Source organism: Aeromonas sp. 604282 (genome assembly GCF_049170575.1).
Classification (GTDB): Bacteria; Pseudomonadota; Gammaproteobacteria; order Enterobacterales; family Aeromonadaceae; genus Aeromonas; species Aeromonas veronii_A.
In genome coordinates this window covers 356,764-375,863 of sequence record NZ_JAAKMV010000001.1, presented here as the reverse complement: position 1 = coordinate 375,863, position 19,100 = coordinate 356,764, and the positions used below count along the sequence as shown (strand labels likewise).

Genomic DNA, 19,100 nt, shown 5'->3' with positions numbered 1-19,100 from the left:
ATTTCAGGACTCCGACAAGGTGGCACAACCGGTTGTGACAGGCTGATGCGTGGCAAGATAGTGGATGGCAAACCAGAGCTGACCGGCGGCGATGCCACCGTCATTGAGCGGCAGGGTTTCGCTGGTCAATACCTGCCGACCGGCCGCTTCGAGCGCGGGAACCAGCTGATCCATCAGCACCCGGTTTTGAAAGACGCCGCCCCCCAGCGCCACCGGATAGCCTGGGAAGCGTTCGGCAAGGGCGATGACCAGATTGCTGATGGCGCGGATAAAACCGGCGGCCAGGCTGGCGGTGGAGGTGCCTTGGCGCCGCTCGCTGACAAGGGTATGGATGAGCTCGGCCCACTCGATCTGCAGCGGCCCTTCCGCTGATTGGCTGAGATCAAAGGCAAGGGGTAAGGGCTGTTCATCAGGGGCCAGCTGCAAGGCGGCTGCCTCCAGCAATAGCCCCGCTTCGCCCTCGTAATCGGGGGTGTCGATCACTCCCAAGATCGCTGCCACCGCATCGAACAGTCGACCGATGGAACTGGTGTAGGGGGCGTTGCGACCGAGATGCCAGAGCTGGTGCAGGTTGCTGATCCGCTTAAGGGGCAGTTGCTTGATCAACGGAATATCGAGGGCACTGATCTCCTCAGGGCTGTGCGATTCAAACAGCAGCCCCAGCAGCTGACGCACCGGCTCGCGAATGGCCGCCTCGCCGCCGATCAGCTTGAAAGGCGCGAGGTGGGCAACACGATCGAAGCCCTGAACGTCTGCGATCAGCAGCTCGCCGCCCCAGAGGGTGCCGTCATCGCCAAGGCCGGTGCCATCGAAGGCAACACCCAGCACTGGGTCCGTGATGTCGTGCTCGGCCATCACCCCCAGCAGGTGGGCGTGATGGTGCTGCACCTCGAGGTGGGTGGCACCCTGATCCTGGCAATAGCCCTTGGCCCACTGATGGCTGAGGTAGCCGGGGTGGCGATCCGAGACCAGCAGTTCTGGCTTGAGGTCGTAGAGTTCGCGAAAGGTGGCCAGGGTCTGCTCGAAGTGCTCCTGCATCGGCAGGCTGTGCAGATCGCCGATATAGGGGCTGTAGATGCGCTGGCGGCCGAAAGCGAGCGCCAGCTGGTTCTTCTGCTGCGCCCCGACCGCCAAGAGCGGCACCCTGACCGCCTCTTTCAGGCTGGGGGTGCAGGGGGCATAGCCTCGGGCGAGGCGCAACGTCTGGCGTCGCCCACCCGCCCACTGCACCAGACTGTCGTCGCAGGGGTGCAGGATTGGGCGGTTGTGATCCAGGATGCCGTCAATCTCGCTGCCGAGTTCCCTGACCACCGCCTCGCACTCGATAAGGATTGGGCTGCCGCGACCATTGGCACTGGTGGCCACCAGCGGCATGGCGCAGGCATCCAACAGCAGCTGATGGAGCGGGGTATAGGGGAGCATGACGCCAAGGTAGGGGATGCCGGGGGCAATCCCCTCGGCCAGCGGCGCGATTGTCAGTTGGGATTCTGACGGTCGATCATCGTTTTTTCGCTTGCGCAGCAAGGTGATGGGTCTGGCCTGAGAGGCGAGCAGCGTCCACTCTGCCTCGCAGCCGGTGACATGCAATTTGGCCTCGGCAAGGGAGCCCATCATCACCGCCAGCGGCTTGCGCGCGCGCCGCTTTAGTGTTCGCAATCTAGCCACACTCTGTTCATTGTGGGCATCGCATATCAGGTGATAACCCCCCATCCCCTTGACCGCAATCAGCGCCCCCGCTTGCAGGGCTCTTGCCGCGGCCTGCAGGGCATCCTCGCGCTCGGCCAAGGCATCGCCACGGCCATTTCGCCAACTGAGGTGGGGCCCACACTCGGGGCAGCTCACCGGCTGGGCGTGGTAGCGTCTATCCAGCGGGTTTTCATAGGCCGCCGCACAGCGCCGGCACATGGCAAAGCCTGCCATGGCGGTGTGGGGGCGGTCGTAGGGGAGGCGGTGGATGATGGTGTAGCGCGGGCCGCAGTGGGTGCAGTTGGTAAAGGGGTAGTGGTGGTGGCGATCGTTGGGATTGGCCACATCGTTGGCGCATGCCTCGCACATCCCCTGATCCGGCGAGATGGCGACCGTGGCCGCGCTCTGCTGCTGGCTCGCTTTAATTCGAAACTGGCTATGAAATTGGCCATCGAAGTCGGGATCATGAGCGAGGGGCAGTTCTCGCTCGCTGAAGTGATCGATGCGGCTAAGCGGCGGCGCCAGTTCCCGCAGTTCGCGGGTAAAAGCGGCCAGCTGCTCAGGCGATCCTTCAGCGCCTATGGTGACTCCGTTGGCATCGTTCAAGACATAACCGGCAAGGCTGTGGCGCAGCGCCAGTCCATAGACGAAGGGGCGAAAGCCGACCCCCTGCACTATACCGTCGATATGAAACTCGCGGCGTAGCCGGTTGGCCGCATGACTCGGAGAGATAGAGGGGGCAATGGTGGCGCTCATGCTGGCTCCATCTCATCTTGAGTGGCTGGCAGACGCAGCACCCGGCGCTCGTTCTCCTCGCGCCGCACCCAGCCATCCATCTCCATGCGCAGGCAGAACGGAATCGCGTATTTGCGCGACAAACCGGTGATCTCCTTGAGGGATGCCATGTCAATCAGATCTCCCACCTGCTGGCCCGCCAGCACGGCGGCGACCATCTGGTTGTAAAGCTCGGCGTCGTAGTAGATGGGGCCATCGAGCTGCACCAGATACTTGAGTCGCGCCAGATTGCGCAACTGCTTTTGCAACGCGCCTTTTTGTAGCAAGCCCTGCTGCAGGGCCGCGGGTAGCTTGCGGGTGATAAAGGGATCCAGCTCCACGCCGCCGGGGCCCAGTTTACCGGGCTCGTAACCCTCCTTGCCTTGATCTCGCACCACCTTGAGCACCAGCTGCGCCTCTTCCCCCAAATCATCTTCCGACTCGCCGCTGCCCTGCTGCCACTTGTCATGGTGCAGGCGAACAAGCTGCTCGCTTTTGAGCTGCTGGAGCAGGGCCTGAATGACCGGCAGGGCGATGCCAAAGCGGGTTGCCAGCTCGGCGGCGCTAAGCGGTTCGCTGGCCAGGGTAGCGAGCAGCTGGTCGCGGCTTTGGGCCAGCCAGTGGTTGTCCAGCAGCCACTCACCGAGGGGGGTGACCTGCTCTGGCTGCTGGTCAAAGCGGCTGGCCAGCACATAGCCATTGAGCCCCAGTTGCAGGGTGGCTGGGTTGTAGTGCTCCAAGTCATCAGGCAGCTCGCCCAGCAGGGTGTGCAGCGCCTTGCGTCTGGCGGGATGGATGTCGCCGCACCAGACGATGCGGGCGCCGTGCAGCAGTTCGCTGCTGCCGTGGCGAATGATGGCGAGCGGCTGGCCAAAGAAGCAGGGGATGGGGCTGGTAAAGATCAGTCGCGCCAGCCGGGTATCCTTGATGGGCACGAAACGGGCTCGGCCATGCCAGCTGCCAAGGGCCACCTCTACTTCGCGGTTGCGCTGCTCCCGGATGCTGCCGCCAACCTCATTTAGCCGCACGATCAGATGAGTCGCCGCCTCACACTGGCCCGTTGCGCTGGTAAGGCAGTGACCGCGGGCCACCTCCTTGTGGGGCACTTTTTTCAGGCCCACAGCTACCCGGCAGACGGCGCCAATCTCGTCGACGCTCTGGTGATAGGCCTGCAGGGAGCGCACCTGCACCTCCCGATCGGCGGGGTAGAGGCGCAGCTTGTCCCCCACCTTGAGGCTGCCCTGTTGCAAGGTGCCGGTAAGCACAGTGCCGGTACCATTGGCGGTAAAGACTCTGTCTACATACAGTCGCGGGGCGCTCTGCTCGCGGGCAGCGTGTGAGGCTGGCAGTTCGGCAAGCTGGCGCACGATGGCGGTGTGCAGGGCGGCCATATTGGCGCCGGTTTTGGCGCTGACGCTGACGATGTCGGGCACCATGCCGCTCTCGTCCATCACCCGCTCCAGCAGGCTCTCTTCCAACAGCAAAAGCTCGTCGGGGGAGACCAGATCGCACTTGTTGATGCAGACCAAGAGGCGCGGCACCCCCATCGCCTTGAGCAGGCGCAGGTGATCGCCGGTCATCGGCATCCACCCCTCCTCGGCGGCGATGACCAGCAGCACCAGATCCAGACTCCAGAGCCCCGCCACCATATTGCGGATATAGCGCTCGTGACCGGGTACATCGATGACACCTATGGTGTTGCCCTGACCGTCGTCGAAGTGGGCAAAGCCGAGATCCTGGGTCATGCCGATGGCCTGCTCATGGGCGCGGGCGGTGGTGATGCCGGTGAGGGCCTTGATCAGCAGGGTCTTGCCGTGATCCACGTGGCCGGCAAGACCGATAACGGCGCGATAGGGGGTCATGGGATCAGGGCTCCTCGGTCGCATTTGTTGCATTGAACGGGGTGGGCAGCAGCAACTCCCTGAGTTGGGCGATCAGCAGTTCCATCTCGGTCGGCAGCAGGGTGGCCATATTGAGCAGCACCTTCTGCTGGCGCACGGTGGCGATGACCGGGACGGGCAGTTCGCGCAGGGCATCGAGCAGCTGCTGGGCCGGGCGCGGGTCGGTGCACTCCAGCGCTGGCGCCGGGTAGAACTCGTCCGGCAGGGTACCACCGCCCACCACCAGCTGGGCGGGGACCGGCACAAAGCAGCCGGGCAGGGCGGCCATCAGCTGGGAGGCTCTCGTCTGCATGGCGGCAGGGTTGCTCAAAGTCCGTTGGGCGATACCCTCACCGACGGGGGACTTGTTGAGCTTGTGGATGAGCAGGCGTTCGAGCAGGGAGTAGACGATGCGGCTCGGGCGGAAGGTGCGCATCATGGGGTGTTTTTCCAGCCGCTTGATAAGGTCGCTGCGGCCGCTGATGATGCCCGATTGCGGGCCCCCCAAGAGCTTGTCGCCGGAATAGCAGACCAGATCCGCCCCCGCCTTGATGTACTGCCGTACCGAGGTTTCATCCGGCGCAAACTCTTCGCTGGTCAAGCCGGAGCCCTGATCCACCGCCAGCACTACATGTTCGGGCAGGGCGCGGGCCACCTCGCCGATATCGGGGGATTCGGTAAAGCCGCGAATGGCGAAATTGGATCTGTGCACCATCAGCACCAGCGCGGTCTGATCGGTGATGGCATCGAGGTAATCTTTGGCGGTAGTGATATTGGTGGTGCCCACCTCCACCAGTTTGGCCCCGGAGAGCGCCAGAATATCGGGAATGCGAAAGCCGCCGCCAATCTGGATCTGCTCGCCGCGCGAGACGATCACCTCGCGCCCCTTGGCCACCTCCTGCAGCAGCAAAAAGAGCGAGGCGGCGTTGTTGTTGACCACCAGCGAATCCTCGGCCTGGGTGAGGCAACGGAGCAGGGGGGCGATCAGCCCCTTGCGCCCGCCGCGCTTGCCGGTGGCGAGATCCAGCTCCAGATTGTTGTACCCGGTGTTGAGGTCACGCACCTCGTCCCACAGCTCGTGACTTAATGGCGAGCGCCCCAGATTGGTATGCACCAGGGTGCCGGTGGCGTTGATCACCCGGGTTTGACGCTGGCGCAACTGCTGTCGGCAGCGCTTGGCAATCAGCGCCTCGATCTGCTCGGGGGCAACGCCATGCTGGCGAAAATCATCGCTCTGGCGCAGCTCGCTCAGGGTATCGCGCACCGCCTGAGTCACCAGCGGGCGGCTCAGCGCTTCGATAAAACCGGCGAGAAAGGGTTGCTGCAGCAGCTGCTCCACTTGCGGCAAACGGCGCGTTTGTTGCTGGCTGGGCTGTTGCTGAGAATCTGGCAGTGAATCGTCGGCAGCCGTACCTGATGTGGGCTGGCGGTGGGGGATGGCTGACGCGTGAGACGAGTTCGGCATGGGATTACCAGTGCAGTGCGTGGGTTCGGGAGGCGCACCGGTTTGCCGATAGAGAGGCCGAGCTGACGGGTTATGGCACTGCTGGCGATTTGCGGATGACTGCAAACTGGGTGCATCAATGAGCGGGTATAAATTAATGCTGCATCGATGCTGATAAATTAATTTTTGGCCAGCGAGATAACCTGAGTTCGGATTATATTGGCAAGCGGCAAGCACCTTTTTTAAGGTATTACTTCAAACATATTGAACAAACAATGGAAATAACATCCAGGCCGAAGAATTCAGCGAGAGAGTATTTGTTCAATAGATGAATTTGGCGGAAGAGGCAGGAATCGAACCTGCCAAAGCCTTCTCGGCTCACATCGGTTTTGAAGACCGAGGAGGCCACCAGACCCCATCAACTTCCGTAACGGTCGCCATTTTGTGGCAAATTTCTGTGACTGGCAACGCTTTTTTTGTCATAAAAAATCGAGAGTTAGCGATTTTTTGAAAAAATCAAAGAACCTTGTTTTATATCAAGTTCAGCACAATTAGCCCGATGTTTTTAATTTAACATCGGGCCTCGATCACATTGCCGTAACCGTCGGTCAATAACAGTCGTTAACAACTCGATAAATAATCACTGGCTGGCGTTGGCAATATTCCACTGATCCAGTTTATCTATTAACAGACTGGTATCCCTGGCGGCATCAAGATGCTGATAAAGATAATCCATCGCCTCGCTCACCATCTCGGTCATCGGGAAGGAGAACGCCACGATGGCCGGTTGTACCCCGACAAAGATCACCTCGGGGACAAAGGTCTTGAGCTCGTCGATCAGGAAATTGAGCGGCATATTGTGGGTCGAGAAGATAAACATCTCGGCGATGGTCTCGGGGGGGATCACCTGCAGGGTACCCGCCTTCTCGCCGATCTCGGCGGCATCCACCAGCACCACCCGCTCAGGTTGCAGCTCCCGCACCTTGTAGACCACATTTTCCGGCGCGATGCCGCCGTCGATATGGATCCAGCCGGGCAGGGGGGCGGCCTGCAGTTTGTCGGCGAGATAGGGGCCGGCACCGTCGTCCCCCATCATGGCATTGCCCACGGTCAACACGAGATTGCAGCCCATCAGCGGCTCCTTACCATCAGGTACATATGGGGGTCGTTAAAGAGGGCGGTGAGCTGATCCATAAAGGTATTGGTCCAGCCCAGCTCCTGCTCATCCAGCAGATTGTCGGCTTTGCGCAGCCGGTCGAAGGCGCAGGCCAGCATATGGCAGTGCTCGCGATAGATGGTGATCTCGCCAAAGGTGAGAAACCCCTCCATCTTGCGGCGCGCTTCGCTCCCCTGTGGCAGCTTGGCCACCCAGTCGCGATAACCGGTCAGCGAGCAGACCAGGTCTGCTCGCAGGCAATCGACAATGCCAAGGTGGTGGCCGATGGCGAGGCTGTAGTACATCACCTCTTTGGCCTCTTCCGGCACGTCGAACTGCTCGTCGACGAACTTGCGCGAGAGGCGGTAGAAAAAAACCTCGTCAGCCATGCACCGCCTCTCCCTTGCCGGCCGCCCGGTTGAGGCAGGCGTTTGCGAGGTTGTTGACGATCTCCGAGAGGCGCGGATCGTCGTGCTGATCGAGGTAGCTCTGGATGCGCAGATCCACATCCTGCTGGGTCGCCCCTTCAAGCAGGGCCATAAACTCGTCGGCGATGATCCGCCCCTGCCGATAACCGGCCATGCGGCGCGCCTCGCGTTCGATCATCACCCGGATTTCATTGGGGATGCCGGTGTGGCGCAGCTCGACCCGCTCACCTGGTTGTACCTCGTGGCTGGTGGCTTTGAGTTTCTGCTCAAGCAGACCGAGCGCCACCGCAAAGCCGTAGATGGTAGCCGCCGGTGTGGGGGGGCAGCCCGGGATATAGACATCCACCGGTACGATCTTGTCGGTGCCGCCCCAGACGCAGTAGAGGTCGTGGAAGATGCCGCCGTCACAGCCGCAGGCGCCGTAGGCGATGCAGATCTTGGGATCGGGCGCCGCCTCGTAGGCGCGCAGTGCCGGTACCCGCATCGCCCGGGTCACCGCGCCGGTAAAGAGCAGGATGTCGGCGTGGCGGGGGGAGGCGACCACCTTGATGCCGAAACGCTCGGCATCGAACAGCGGGGTGATGGTGGCGAAGATCTCGATCTCGCAGGCGTTGCAGCCGCCGCAATCGACCCGGTAGACATAGGCCGAGCGGCGAATGTCCTTGAGCAGGGTCTTCTTGAGTTTGGTGATCTCGGGATCCTGTGCCAGCGGCACGGCGCGGGTATGGGCATGGCCGACAACCGGTTCTATGCCTTTGATCTTGCTCATCACATCCACTCCTTTTGTGCGGCCATCGGTGTGGCTATCGGTGTGATCAGGGCCGAGTCAGGCTGGCTCAGCATGCTCTGTTTTCGTTTGCAGTCGGGGCAGTGGTGCAGTCGCTCTGGCGGCGCCAGCGGCTTGGCATCGCGAGCCAGCGGCGTGCCCGCCTGCTTGAGGGTGTCCTCCACCAGCGCCACCAGCTTGCTCGGGGCAAAGTAGGTGCCGCAAAGGGTGCAGGGGGCCAGTGCGAAGCGCGCCTCCTCATAGAGATCCGCCTTGTTGGTCACCGCCAGCTCGAACTCGGGGGAGAGGGCGATGGCGCGGGTCGGGCAGACCTCCTCGCAGCGGCCGCAGAAGATGCAGCGCGCCATGGAGATCTCCCAGCGCCGTTCGCCGGTCTCCATGTCCACTTCCATCACCAGCGCGTTGGCCGGGCAGGCCTTGGTGCAGGCGGCGCAGGCGATGCACTGATCCGCCTGATATTTGGGTTTGCCGCGAAAATCCCGGTTCACATCAATAGGGGCGAAGGGGTACTTGGCGGTCGGGGTGCCAGCCTTGAGGATGGTCTTGAACAGCTTGATCATGATGACCCCTTATTTCAGCGGAGAGTTTTTGCGATCGATGCCGTAGCGCTCGATCTCCTTGTAGGAGACCACGGTGGATTTGCCCTTCTTGGGGTCGACCAGGGTGACCCGGTCGGTACAGGAGTAGCAGGGATCCAGACTGCCGATAATCAGCGGTGCATCCGCCACGGTATTGCCGCGCAGCATGTAGCGCAGAGCAGGCCAGTTGGCGTAGGTGGCGGCGCGGCAGCGCCAGCGGAACAGCTTCTGGTTATCTCCCGTCATGCTCCAGTGGACGTTTTCGCCGCGGGGCGCTTCGGTAAAGCCCAGCGCAAACTTGCCCGGCTGGTAGGTGAAGCCTTCGGTGAGCAGTGGCCCCTCCGGCAGGTGCTCAAGACCAAACTCAATCATGTCGAGGGAGTCGTAGAGCTCGTGGATGCGCACCAGCACCCGGGATTGCACATCGCAACCCGCCTTGGTCTGGATCTCCATCGGCAGCTCGCGGTAGCCGGCAAAGTCGTGAACCCGACGCACGTCGCGCTTGAAGCCGCTCGCCCGCACCATGGGGCCGACGCAGCTGAAATCGCGGGCAATTTGCGGCTCGAGCTTGCCGATACCGATAAGGCGGGAGGAGATGTTGGCGGTATCCAGCAGCATGGCGACCAGGGGTTTGAGCTCATCACGGAGCTCGCGCACCAGCTGGGCACCCTTGATGCGATCTTCCTTGAAGATGTCGCGGCGCACCCCGCCAATCAGGTTGAGGCCATAGGTCTTGCGGGCGCCGGTCAGCAGCTCGGCCAAGGTCATGGATTTTTCCCGCACCCGGAAGAACTGCATGAAGCCGGTGTCGAAACCGGTGAAGTGGCTCGACAGACCGATGTTGAGGATATGGCTGTGCAGGCGCTCCACCTCCAGTAGCACGGCGCGGATCATCTTGGCCCGCTCCGGCACCGGAATGCCCATGGCGTTCTCCACCGAGGTGGTATAGGCGACGCTGTGGGTAAAGCCGCAGATGCCGCAGACCCGGTCGGTCAGAAACGCCACTTCGTTGTAGCCCATGCGGGTTTCCGCCAGCTTCTCCATGCCACGATGGACATAGAAGAGGCGGTAGTCGGCATCGATGATGTCTTCCCCATCGACGAACAGACGGAAGTGTCCTGGTTCGTCCGAGGTGATGTGCAGCGGGCCGACCGGCACGATGCGGTTGGCATCACTGCCGAGCTCGTTGACGAAGGGGTAGGTCTCGGTGTCGGTGGTGGGCATCGGGCGCTGGCGGTAATCCATGGCGTCCTTGCGTAGCGGGTGGATATCCTCCGGCCAGTCGTCCGGCAGCACCAGACGGCGTTCATCCGGCAGGCCGATGGCGCGCAGGCCGTACATGTCGCGGATCTCCCGCTCGCCCCACACCGCCGCCGGAATGGTCGGGGTGATGGAGGGGTACTCCTGGGTATCGGCATCCACCAGCACCTTGACGGTGATCCAGCACTTGGTGTCGCCCTCCATGGAGAAGACGTGGTAGACGGCGAAGTGGCCGTTGAGGCTGCGCTCGTCATTGGCAAAGGAGAGAGGAAGCCAGCCCCCCAGCTGGTGGAAGATCAGGCTGGCGGTTTCGACCAGCCTGGTAGGCTTGACGGTAATGGTGGCCTGATCGGCGGTTTGCCACTCCTCGTCGACGATGGCGTGGGGCAGTTGGGCTCGCACCTGCTGGATGTAGTCGCAGCCGATGCGATCCGAAATGGCGATGGTCATGCAGTTCTCACTTTAATGTTCGGGAATGAGCATTCACAAATGATGAAATCGGAAAAAGTCGCTGTGCTGGCGGGCATGATTCAGATCCCGACCAGATAGGCGAGCAGCGCCAGCAGGGCCAGCCCCAACCCGTAGCGGGTGAGCTTGTGGGTGCGTACGAACTGGGTGCGGGCCATGGCGTTTTCGATGATGCCGGCCAGCAAAAAGGCCACCAGCAGCTTGCAGGCGAGGATCAGCGCCGCGCCGATGAGCGCAGGCAGACTCCAGTTGGCCGCCTTGCCGAAGGGCAGGAAAATGACCAGAAAGAGCTGCACCACCACCAGTTGCTTGAGGCCGATGGAGAGCTTGAGCAGGGCCAGGCCCGCACCGGAATACTCGGTGAGCGGCCCCTCTTGCAGCTCCTGCTCGGCTTCGGCGCAGTCAAAAGGCAGCTTGCCCATCTCGACAAACACCGCGAAGGCGCAGGCGGCGCCAGCCAAGAGGGTGGCAACCGGCGCGGCCAGCGGCTGGGTCGCCATATAGCTGCTGATATTGCCCAGATCCGAGCTGCCCACCATCATCGCCATGATGAAGCAGGCGAGCACCAGAATGGGCTCCACCAGAATGCCGAGGGTCAGTTCGCGGCGGGCACCGATCCCTGCAAACATGCTGCCGCTGTCGAGCCCGGAGAGGGAGAAGAAGAAGCGGAAGATGGCGAACAGATAGATATCGGTGATGAGATCCCCGGCGATGGGGAAGGGGGACTCATGAGTCAGGGTCGGCAGCGCCATCGCGACCAGCAACAGGGCCGCGATCAGCAGCGCAGGCATCAGGTTGAAGATGATGCCGGCAGGCTCGGGAGTTACCTCCTGACGGCGCAGGAGCTTGGCGATATCCCGGTAATCCTGCAGCAGGCCCGGCCCCTGACGGGAGTGCATCTTGGCCCGCAGCACCCGGTTGAAACCGGTGGCGAGCGGCGCCAGCGCCAGCATGGCGATGGCCTGGGTCAGGGCGAGGGCAACCATGCCCCAGCTCGGCATTTCAAGAACAGGCATATCAGACTCCTACAGCCATCAGGATAAAGAGCGCCAGCACAACGCCATGCAGCAACCAGCAGGTCATTCCGCTGGTATCGCTCACCCCGTGCAGGGCGCTGGCCAGATCCAGCTGCGGCTGCTTGCGATAGAGTGGCGCGCAGAGTTGGCGCAAGGTGTGGGTGACACCGCCAGAGGTGAGGCTCATGAGCTCCTCGTAGGCGTAACCACAAGCCCACGGGGTGCCGGCGTGACGACGACCCAGCTTGGGCCCCTTGAAGATGGCCAGTACCAGCAGCGGAATGAGGAACAGACCCAGCAGGGTGATGGCGATAACGGGCGGGGAGAGGATCGCTTGTGAGCTGTCGAGTGGCAGCAGGGTGGCGCCGGTGGCCACGTTCATTTGGCCGCTTACCAAGGCTTGGCCATAGCTGGCGATATGGGGGGCAATCCAGGGGGCACCCAGACCCAGCACCAGACAGACCGCGGCAAGCAGCAGGGTGCCTGCCACCATGGCGCCCGGCACTTCGCGGGCGTGACTCGCGTGTTCGCTGCGCGGGGCGCCGCAGAAGCAGATGCCATACACCTTGACGAAACACATCACCGCCATGGCGCCGGTTACCGCCAGCATCACTACCGCGAGCGGCGCGACGACGGAGGTGCCGAGTTTGGCCATGGAGAGCAGGGATTGGTAGATAAACCACTCGCTGACAAAGCCGTTGAGCGGCGGCAGCGCCGAGATGGCCATGGCACCGATGAGGAACGCCAGCGCAGTCCAGGGCATCAGCTTGGCCAGCCCCCCCATCTTGTCCATATCACGGGTGTGCAGGCGGAACATCACAGAGCCGGTACCCATAAAGAGCAGGCTCTTGAAGATGGCGTGGTTGAGCAGGTGATAAAGCGCGCCGAGCAGCCCCAGCACCACCAGTGCCGGTTGCTGGTTGGCGATGCCGATCATGCCGATGCCCATCCCCATCAGGATGATGCCGATGTTCTCCACCGTGTGGTAGGCGAGCAGCCGCTTGAGGTCATGCTCGGCCAGCGCAAACAGCACCCCGAGCACTGCCGAGCAGGCACCGAAGATCAGCACCACATAGCCCCACCAGAGCTGGCTGGCGCCAAGAAAATCGATGCTGACCCGCAAAATGCCAAAGAGACCCAGCTTCACCATGACGCCGGACATCAGCGCCGAGATATGGGACGGCGCAACGGGCTCGGCCACCGGCAGCCAGCCGTGCAGCGGCACGAAACCGGCGCGCAGACCAAATCCGCAGAAGCTGAGCAGGAACACCAGGGAGGCCAATGCGCCCGCCAGATGGTGCTCGCGCAGCGCAGCGAACTCCAGCGAGCCGCTTTCGCGGCAGAGCAGCCAGAAGGCGACCAGCACCAGTGCCATGCCGATATGGTTCATCACCAAGTAAAGCCGGCTCTGTTTGGCCGCATCCGGGTTGGTCTTGACCAGCCAGTAGGTGGTGAGGGTCACCAGCTCGTAGCAGAGCAAGAAACCGAGCGCGTTGTCGGCCAGCACCATGCCCACCATGGCAAAGAGGAAGAGGTTCATCAGTGCGCCGATGGCCACATCCCCCTTGCCCTGATATTCGCGGATATAGGCAAAGGAGTAGAGGGCGACGGCAACGCCGACGGTGCTAATCACCAGCAGCATCAGCGCGGCCAGCATATCGAGGTGAACCGAGCCCAGCAGCCAGAGCTGGCCGTCGACGGGGGTGCCTTGGGCAAAGATCTGGATGGCGGCAACCAGACCCGCGAGCGAGCCCAGCAGGGCAAGGCCGCTATTGAGGCGGTTGGCCAGTGCAGGCAGCTTTTGCAGCAGCAAACCGGCGGCAGCGCCCAGCAAAAAGAGCAGGAGCGTGGCCATAACAAGGGGGGACAACATCAGCGAACTCCCTCTGTGGTGGATAAATCGGATACAGGGAGCGCCGTGGCAGGCGCCGAGAAGGCAGAGGCCCCTTGCGGGTTGGTGTCGGCCGCTTGCTGGCGACGGATACGGGCGGCGCGTTCGGTGTCGCCGTCATTGACCAGCTTCAGTGCCTGGGAGGGGCAGGCTCCGACACAGGCGGGGCCGTCGGCGTGAAACTCGCACAGGTCGCACTTGACGGCGATGCTGCGCACTCCCGGCTCCCAGCTCAGCAGATCCTCGCCAAAGCAGCGCAGGCCTGCGGAAGTTGAGGGGTTGCTGGAGCGGATGGAGCAGGGGATATAGGTGTCGTAGCTGTTGGCCACGGCTACCGGACGGCTGCCGCCGCTCTGGATGGCGCCAAAGGGGCATGCAACGGCGCAGAGATTGCAGCCAATGCAGAGCGACTCGTTGAGTTGCACGCAATCGCCGGTCTGGCGAATTGCCTCGACCGGGCACACCTTGATGCAGGGGGCATCGTCACAGTGACGGCACTGAACCGGCATGGTCGCCTGCTCGTGTCGCATAACAGTTAAACGGGGGGCTTGCTGCAAACCTTGCGCCTTGTGTACCTCGCTGCAGGCCGCCATACAGGTGCCACAGCCGATACAAAGCTTGGGGTCAGCGATAACGAAGCGGTTCATAGCCTACCTTGTCGTGTCGCGAACGGAGAAAGTAGGGGCAGGTTGGCAAGATACGGGCCAGATTGGTTTTTGCAGATGAATTGGTTTTAAGTGGCTGTTTTTAAATGAATAAAAATATTGGTGTGGTTGGGTGAAAGGACGAGTGTGGCTGTCGAACTGTGACGTTCGTCACTTGTGACGAAGCAGCCAAGAGGGTTCGTCACCTTGGAAAATGCAGTATGAGTAGGGTGCAAAGAACGAAGTGAATTGCACCGTTTGCAGCATATGGGCGCCGTGGTTTGCTCCCTTCTCCCCTTGCGGGAGAAGGGCTGGGGATGAGGGGGCGGTAATCGGGGTTAACGGAAAAGAAGAGGGAGGCCAATGCCTCCCTCTCTATTTGCTGATTTTTTCTATGCCATGAAGAGGCCATCAACCCGCAATCAGATATCCACCTGGGATCCAAGTTCGATGACCCGGTTGGGCGGGATCTCGAACTGATCCGGGGCGCGCAGGGCGTTGCGCTGCAGCAGCATAAAGAGTTTGCCGCGCAGATAGAGATACCAGGGGCGGTCTTTCATGATGAGTGACTCGTGGGCCATAAAGAACGAGGTCTCCATCATCCGGCAGCTCAGCCCCTCGGCGTTGCAGCGGTGGAAGATCTCCTCCACGTTCGGAGTCTCGCGCCAGCCGTAGCTTGCTACTACCCGCCAGAAGGTGGGGGAGAGCTGCTCGATGCAGACCCGGCGCACATTGTGGACGTAGGGCACATCCTCCACCCGCAGGGTGAGCAGGATGATCCGCTCGTGCAGCACCTTGTTGTGCTTGAGGTTGTGCAGCAGCGCATGGGGGATCACATTGACCACCCGCGACATATAGACGGCAGTGCCGGCCACCCGGGTCGGCGGGGACTTTTCCAGCGAGGCGATCATCGGCTCAAGGGAGTTGCCGTGCTCGTTCAGGCGGCGAATAAGCTGGAAACGCTCGCTCTTCCAGCTGGTCATCACGGTGAACATCACCGCGCCCAGAGTGAGCGGCAGCCAGCCGCCGGAGAAGATCTTGGCGAGGTTGGCGGCAAACAGCGGCACGTCGATACAGAGCAGCGCGGCAAACAGGATGGCCACCAGATACTTGTTCCAGTGCCAGCTGTTCTTGGCCACCGAGCAGGAGAGGATGGAGGTGAGTACCATGGTGCCGGTCACCGCGATGCCGTAGGCCGCCGCCAGATTGCTGGAGTGCTCGAAGCTCATGATGACGATCACCACCGAGATATAGAGCATCCAGTTGATGACCGGAATATAGATCTGGCCGGACTCCTGCTCGGAGGTGTGAACGATGCGAATGGGGGAGAGATAACCGAGCCGTACCGCCTGCCGGGTCAGCGAAAAGACCCCGGAGATCACCGCCTGGGAGGCGATCACCGTCGCCATGGTTGCCAGCAGCAGCAGCGGCACCAGCGCCCATTTCGGCGCGAGCAGGAAGAAGGGGTTGGCAATGGCGGCGGGGTTACTCAGCAGCAGCGCACCCTGACCGAAGTAGTTGAGCACCAGAGAAGGCAGCACCACGATAAACCAGGCGAGGCGAATGGGATTCTTGCCAAAGTGGCCCATATCCGCGTAGAGCGCCTCCACCCCGGTGATGGCCAGCACCACGGCGCCGAGGGCAAAGAAGGAGGTGGTCTGGTACTGGACAAAGAAGCGCACCGCCCAGATGGGGTTGAGCGCACCCAGCACCTCGGGGTTGTGGATGATGCCGCGCAGCCCCAGCACCGCCAGCGTCATAAACCAGATCAGCATGATGGGGGCAAACAGCTTGCCCACCATGGCGGTGCCATGTTTCTGGATGGCAAACAGCAGGGTCAGCACCAGCACCGAGAGGGTGACGATATAGGGATCGAGGGCGGGGGTGAGAATGCTCAGACCCTCGATGGCCGACATCACCGACATCGCCGGGGTGATCACCACCTCGCCATAGAAGAAGCTGCCGCCAATCAGGCCGAGGATGATCAGCAGCGGCGTCCAGCGGGTGGAGGCGTTGCGGGTCGCCAGTGACATCAGGGTGAGAATGCCACCCTCGCCGGCGTTATCGGCCCGCATCACAAAGGAGAGGTACTTGACCGACACCACCAGGATCAGCAGCCAGAAGATCAGCGAGAGAAAGCCGAGAATGGAGGCCGGCTCGACGCCGAACCCGAATTGACCTGACAGGCACTCGCGCAAGGTATAGAGCGGGCTGGTGCCGATATCGCCATAGACTACGCCAATCGCTGCCAGCATGACGCCGGACATGGCTTGTTGTTTATCACAGTTCATGAGTTCATCTTGTCAGTTTGATGTTTACACGTTTGCCACAGCAGATCGCCCCGAACACATCAGGTATGTGTGGATACAACATCGGGGGGAAATCAAAGGATTGCGATGGGAAGGGAGCTAATCGGATATAAAGATGCGTTTCATGGGACACAGTCTGTTCATCTGTCGTTAAGCTTATAATGACACACACTCTGCGGGTTCATGCTCAGGTATAAATAATCAAAACGCCCTTTTGAGTAAGGTTATTAATTGGCCGTTGATTGAAATATTCACCCGCTCTGCGGGCAACCGTTTGTTTTATCTGGGGAAGCGCTTTGGCCACTATTTTTTACCGAGGTGAGTGAAAAACAGACGATAAAATAGTGACTAATTTATTGCGGGCAGGATGGCAAAGGGGAGGGGGCTGGGTAGCAATGGAGTCTTTATTTGGGAGGGGAAATGTAGGGTGCAATGAACGAAGTGAATTGCACCAAGTATTAAAATAGGCAAGAGGTGCAATGCGCTGCGCTTATTGCACCTTGCCATAAATAATCTATGTACTAAAAATTATAACCTGTCAAATATTGAACCAGATGAGGGAGTGAATATCTTATGATATAGACGAGTTGCATAATCATCAGTTGTTCCTGCTAAATAATCACAAATAACTCTCATGTTTTGACCTTCATTTGTATATCTTTCATAATATTTTGTTGGGAGCAGCCTTGAAGGATTGTTAGCAATGACATCAAATAATTTTACAATCATTTGTTGCCCTTTGTACTCTAGAGTTTGTACTTCTGGTGTTTTGATTACATTTTTAACCACAAATTTTTTAAATATTTTAAGTTCTTCATGTGGCAATGTTTTTAATTTTGCTTGGTAGTCAAGCAAATTGTGTGAGAAAACACTCTGCTTTATCATTTCTGAATTAATTATAAAATAATTAACCAGATAGCTGATAGCTCTTTTCCTTGTCTTATTTTCTCCTGCAAAAAGTTGCTGTGTTAGAATGTCAATTTGACCAGATAAAGGGAGCATCCTTAATGGATCCTTTATGATGTCAACAACCTCATTCTTCCAGCTTCGCTCACTGACCAGTCTTAGAGCAATAGAGTCTTCAAGGTCATGAACGCCGTAGGCAATGTCGTCAGCCATTTCCATAATACTGGTATCTAAAGATTTATATAGTGGTTTGCTATGATCCCCAGATACCACCTTATAGGACTGAAATTTATCTTGATCAGCATTGAATGGTTGTAAAATCCAATCAACATGACTTTTATCACAATCAAAAATACATTTTGGGGGATGGTATGAATCTAAGTTGATACCATCTTCATTGTTATATTTTCCATTGTTAACTACGGAGCTATGGTATGCAGGATATTTAATCAGACCAAGAAGAGTCCTTCTAGTTAGATTTAACCCACCACAATCTGAGTACTCACCAAGTTTTGTACAAATTCTCAATGTTTGAGCATTACCTTCAAACCCATTATGACTTCTCATCGAGTAATTAAGTGCTACTTCCCCGCCATGACCAAAAGGTGGATGGCCAATATCATGAGCCAAACCAATTGACTCAATGAGATTCTGTTCAGGTAGCAGGCCTAGTATTTCTTCATTATCAGAATATTTCCCTTTGAGAAATTCGGCAATACCACCACCAATTTGTGCAACCTCAAAGGAGTGAGTCAATCTCGTTCTATAAAAGTCGCTTTCTCCCAATCCTAGAACTTGAGTTTTTCCTTGTAGCCGCCTGAAAAAAGCAGAATGGATAATTCGTGCACGATCACGACTGAATTCATCGCGGTTAAATCCACTTGCTGTTGCAGCTTCAAATCTATCTTTCCACATATATCCTCACACATGATTAATTTGGCTGTTAACCAAAACTGTAAATTATTCTTTTAAATATAATGCTGTGCTTAATAAGTCTTTTAAACAACCCCGTCAAAATTTTTCATTTTTCCTAATATTGTGGCCCCGACAAAGTTAATGAGATTACTTCCAATCATTAATCCATCATTTTTTTTGTAGGTGTGAAAAATACCGACTAGCTTGGGCTTTGTCCAATCATCTGACAGTTCATAGCCTGCTGGCCACGCAAAGATTGCTCCACCACTCATACCATTAGGACTTGGAGGGGTTACACGATCTGTGGTGTTGGGATTAACAGTTCTTTTGCTGCTAAAATGAATGACAGTGCTTGTAGTTGGGCATAGGTCTAGTGAATCATAAATATCTTTGCGAGCAGCCACACCTCTAAAGCAATATAATTCAGATTTGTAACCATCTGCTTTCTTTTTGGACTTGCTTGCTGGATAACCTACAACAGAAACAATACTTAACTCTTCAGATGAAGCCAGTATTTGTGACATTTCTTGCGGCAAAGGGAAAAAATGATAGCAGAGTTTACATGCAAATTCAGATGATAAGCGGATGTATGCCATATCTACAGTGTCATCGGCTCTAGATATTTCTGGAGGAAGATCGATAAATGCTGTATATCCATCTATTTCGAGGAGGCCTTCAGAAGTAGGTACTAATAATGCTCCATTCTCCATATCATCAGTAACATGCGCCGCAGTAAAAAGAAAAGGCATGTTTTGAAAATCAATAAATACAGCTGTACCAATTTGAACTATACGCTTAGGTATTTCTGTTCTTATATATATAGGAACAATTGATTTATCTACATTCACTAAATTCTCCTATGAAAATCCCTCATATGAGGTGCCCAATTGAGCTGGTTGCCAACTGAAGCATGCTATCCAATCGGGTAGGGGGTAAAAAGGGCAATCGGCGCATAATC

Annotated in this window: 14 protein-coding genes and 1 tRNA gene; all 15 read right to left on the bottom strand. The window is 58.5% G+C overall.

What is annotated here, in order from left to right:
* Positions 1–3: 3 nt before the first annotated feature.
* Entirely contained in the window at positions 4–2,442 is a 2,439-nt protein-coding gene (gene hypF / locus G5367_RS01615) for a carbamoyltransferase HypF (protein ID WP_421243646.1), read from the bottom strand.
* Positions 2,439–4,322: a selenocysteine-specific translation elongation factor gene (gene selB / locus G5367_RS01610; protein WP_421243645.1), complete on the bottom strand. Its 1,884-nt coding sequence runs from the start codon at positions 4,320–4,322 to the stop codon at positions 2,439–2,441. The genes hypF and selB overlap by 4 nt, the downstream gene beginning before the upstream one ends.
* Positions 4,323–4,326: 4 nt before the next feature.
* Complete coding sequence (selA, locus tag G5367_RS01605; protein ID WP_421243644.1) at positions 4,327–5,805, bottom strand: L-seryl-tRNA(Sec) selenium transferase; 1,479 nt, start codon at positions 5,803–5,805, stop codon at positions 4,327–4,329.
* Between the two features lie 314 nt (positions 5,806–6,119).
* Positions 6,120–6,211 (bottom strand) — tRNA-Sec (locus G5367_RS01600).
* Positions 6,212–6,424: 213 nt separating this feature from the next.
* Complete coding sequence (gene hycI, locus G5367_RS01595; RefSeq protein ID WP_421243643.1) at positions 6,425–6,916, bottom strand: hydrogenase maturation peptidase HycI; 492 nt, start codon at positions 6,914–6,916, stop codon at positions 6,425–6,427.
* Complete coding sequence (locus tag G5367_RS01590) at positions 6,916–7,329, bottom strand: formate hydrogenlyase maturation HycH family protein (protein ID WP_088869068.1); 414 nt, start codon at positions 7,327–7,329, stop codon at positions 6,916–6,918. The genes hycI and G5367_RS01590 overlap by 1 nt, the downstream gene beginning before the upstream one ends.
* Complete coding sequence (locus tag G5367_RS01585) at positions 7,322–8,137, bottom strand: NADH-quinone oxidoreductase subunit B family protein (protein ID WP_005333324.1); 816 nt, start codon at positions 8,135–8,137, stop codon at positions 7,322–7,324. Before G5367_RS01585 ends, G5367_RS01590 begins: the two co-directional genes overlap by 8 nt.
* Positions 8,137–8,715 (bottom strand): formate hydrogenlyase complex iron-sulfur subunit, encoded by a 579-nt coding sequence (locus G5367_RS01580; protein WP_017778903.1) that lies wholly within the window; start codon positions 8,713–8,715, stop codon positions 8,137–8,139. The genes G5367_RS01585 and G5367_RS01580 overlap by 1 nt, the downstream gene beginning before the upstream one ends.
* Positions 8,716–8,724: 9 nt before the next feature.
* Positions 8,725–10,443, bottom strand: coding sequence for an NADH-quinone oxidoreductase subunit C (locus tag G5367_RS01575; protein WP_421243642.1), 1,719 nt, complete (start codon positions 10,441–10,443; stop codon positions 8,725–8,727).
* An 80-nt stretch (positions 10,444–10,523) separates the two neighbouring features.
* Complete coding sequence (locus G5367_RS01570; RefSeq protein WP_421293791.1) at positions 10,524–11,477, bottom strand: respiratory chain complex I subunit 1 family protein; 954 nt, start codon at positions 11,475–11,477, stop codon at positions 10,524–10,526.
* Position 11,478: 1 nt separating this feature from the next.
* Complete coding sequence (gene hyfB, locus G5367_RS01565) at positions 11,479–13,350, bottom strand: hydrogenase 4 subunit B (RefSeq protein WP_421243640.1); 1,872 nt, start codon at positions 13,348–13,350, stop codon at positions 11,479–11,481.
* A complete protein-coding gene (locus tag G5367_RS01560; RefSeq protein WP_421243639.1) occupies positions 13,350–14,015 on the bottom strand; it encodes a 4Fe-4S dicluster domain-containing protein in 666 nt (221 codons plus the stop codon). The genes hyfB and G5367_RS01560 overlap by 1 nt, the downstream gene beginning before the upstream one ends.
* Positions 14,016–14,434: 419 nt before the next feature.
* The gene (gene kup, locus G5367_RS01555; RefSeq protein ID WP_104014706.1) at positions 14,435–16,303 is read right to left on the bottom strand and encodes a low affinity potassium transporter Kup; all 1,869 of its coding nucleotides are present in this window, start codon (positions 16,301–16,303) and stop codon (positions 14,435–14,437) included.
* 546 nt (positions 16,304–16,849) lie between these two features.
* On the bottom strand, positions 16,850–18,142 hold the full coding sequence (locus G5367_RS01550; protein WP_421293790.1) for an anti-phage deoxyguanosine triphosphatase: 1,293 nt from the start codon (positions 18,140–18,142) through the stop codon (positions 16,850–16,852).
* An 83-nt stretch (positions 18,143–18,225) separates the two neighbouring features.
* Positions 18,226–18,990: a trypsin-like peptidase domain-containing protein gene (locus G5367_RS01545; RefSeq protein ID WP_139443838.1), complete on the bottom strand. Its 765-nt coding sequence runs from the start codon at positions 18,988–18,990 to the stop codon at positions 18,226–18,228.
* Positions 18,991–19,100: the final 110 nt, after the last annotated feature.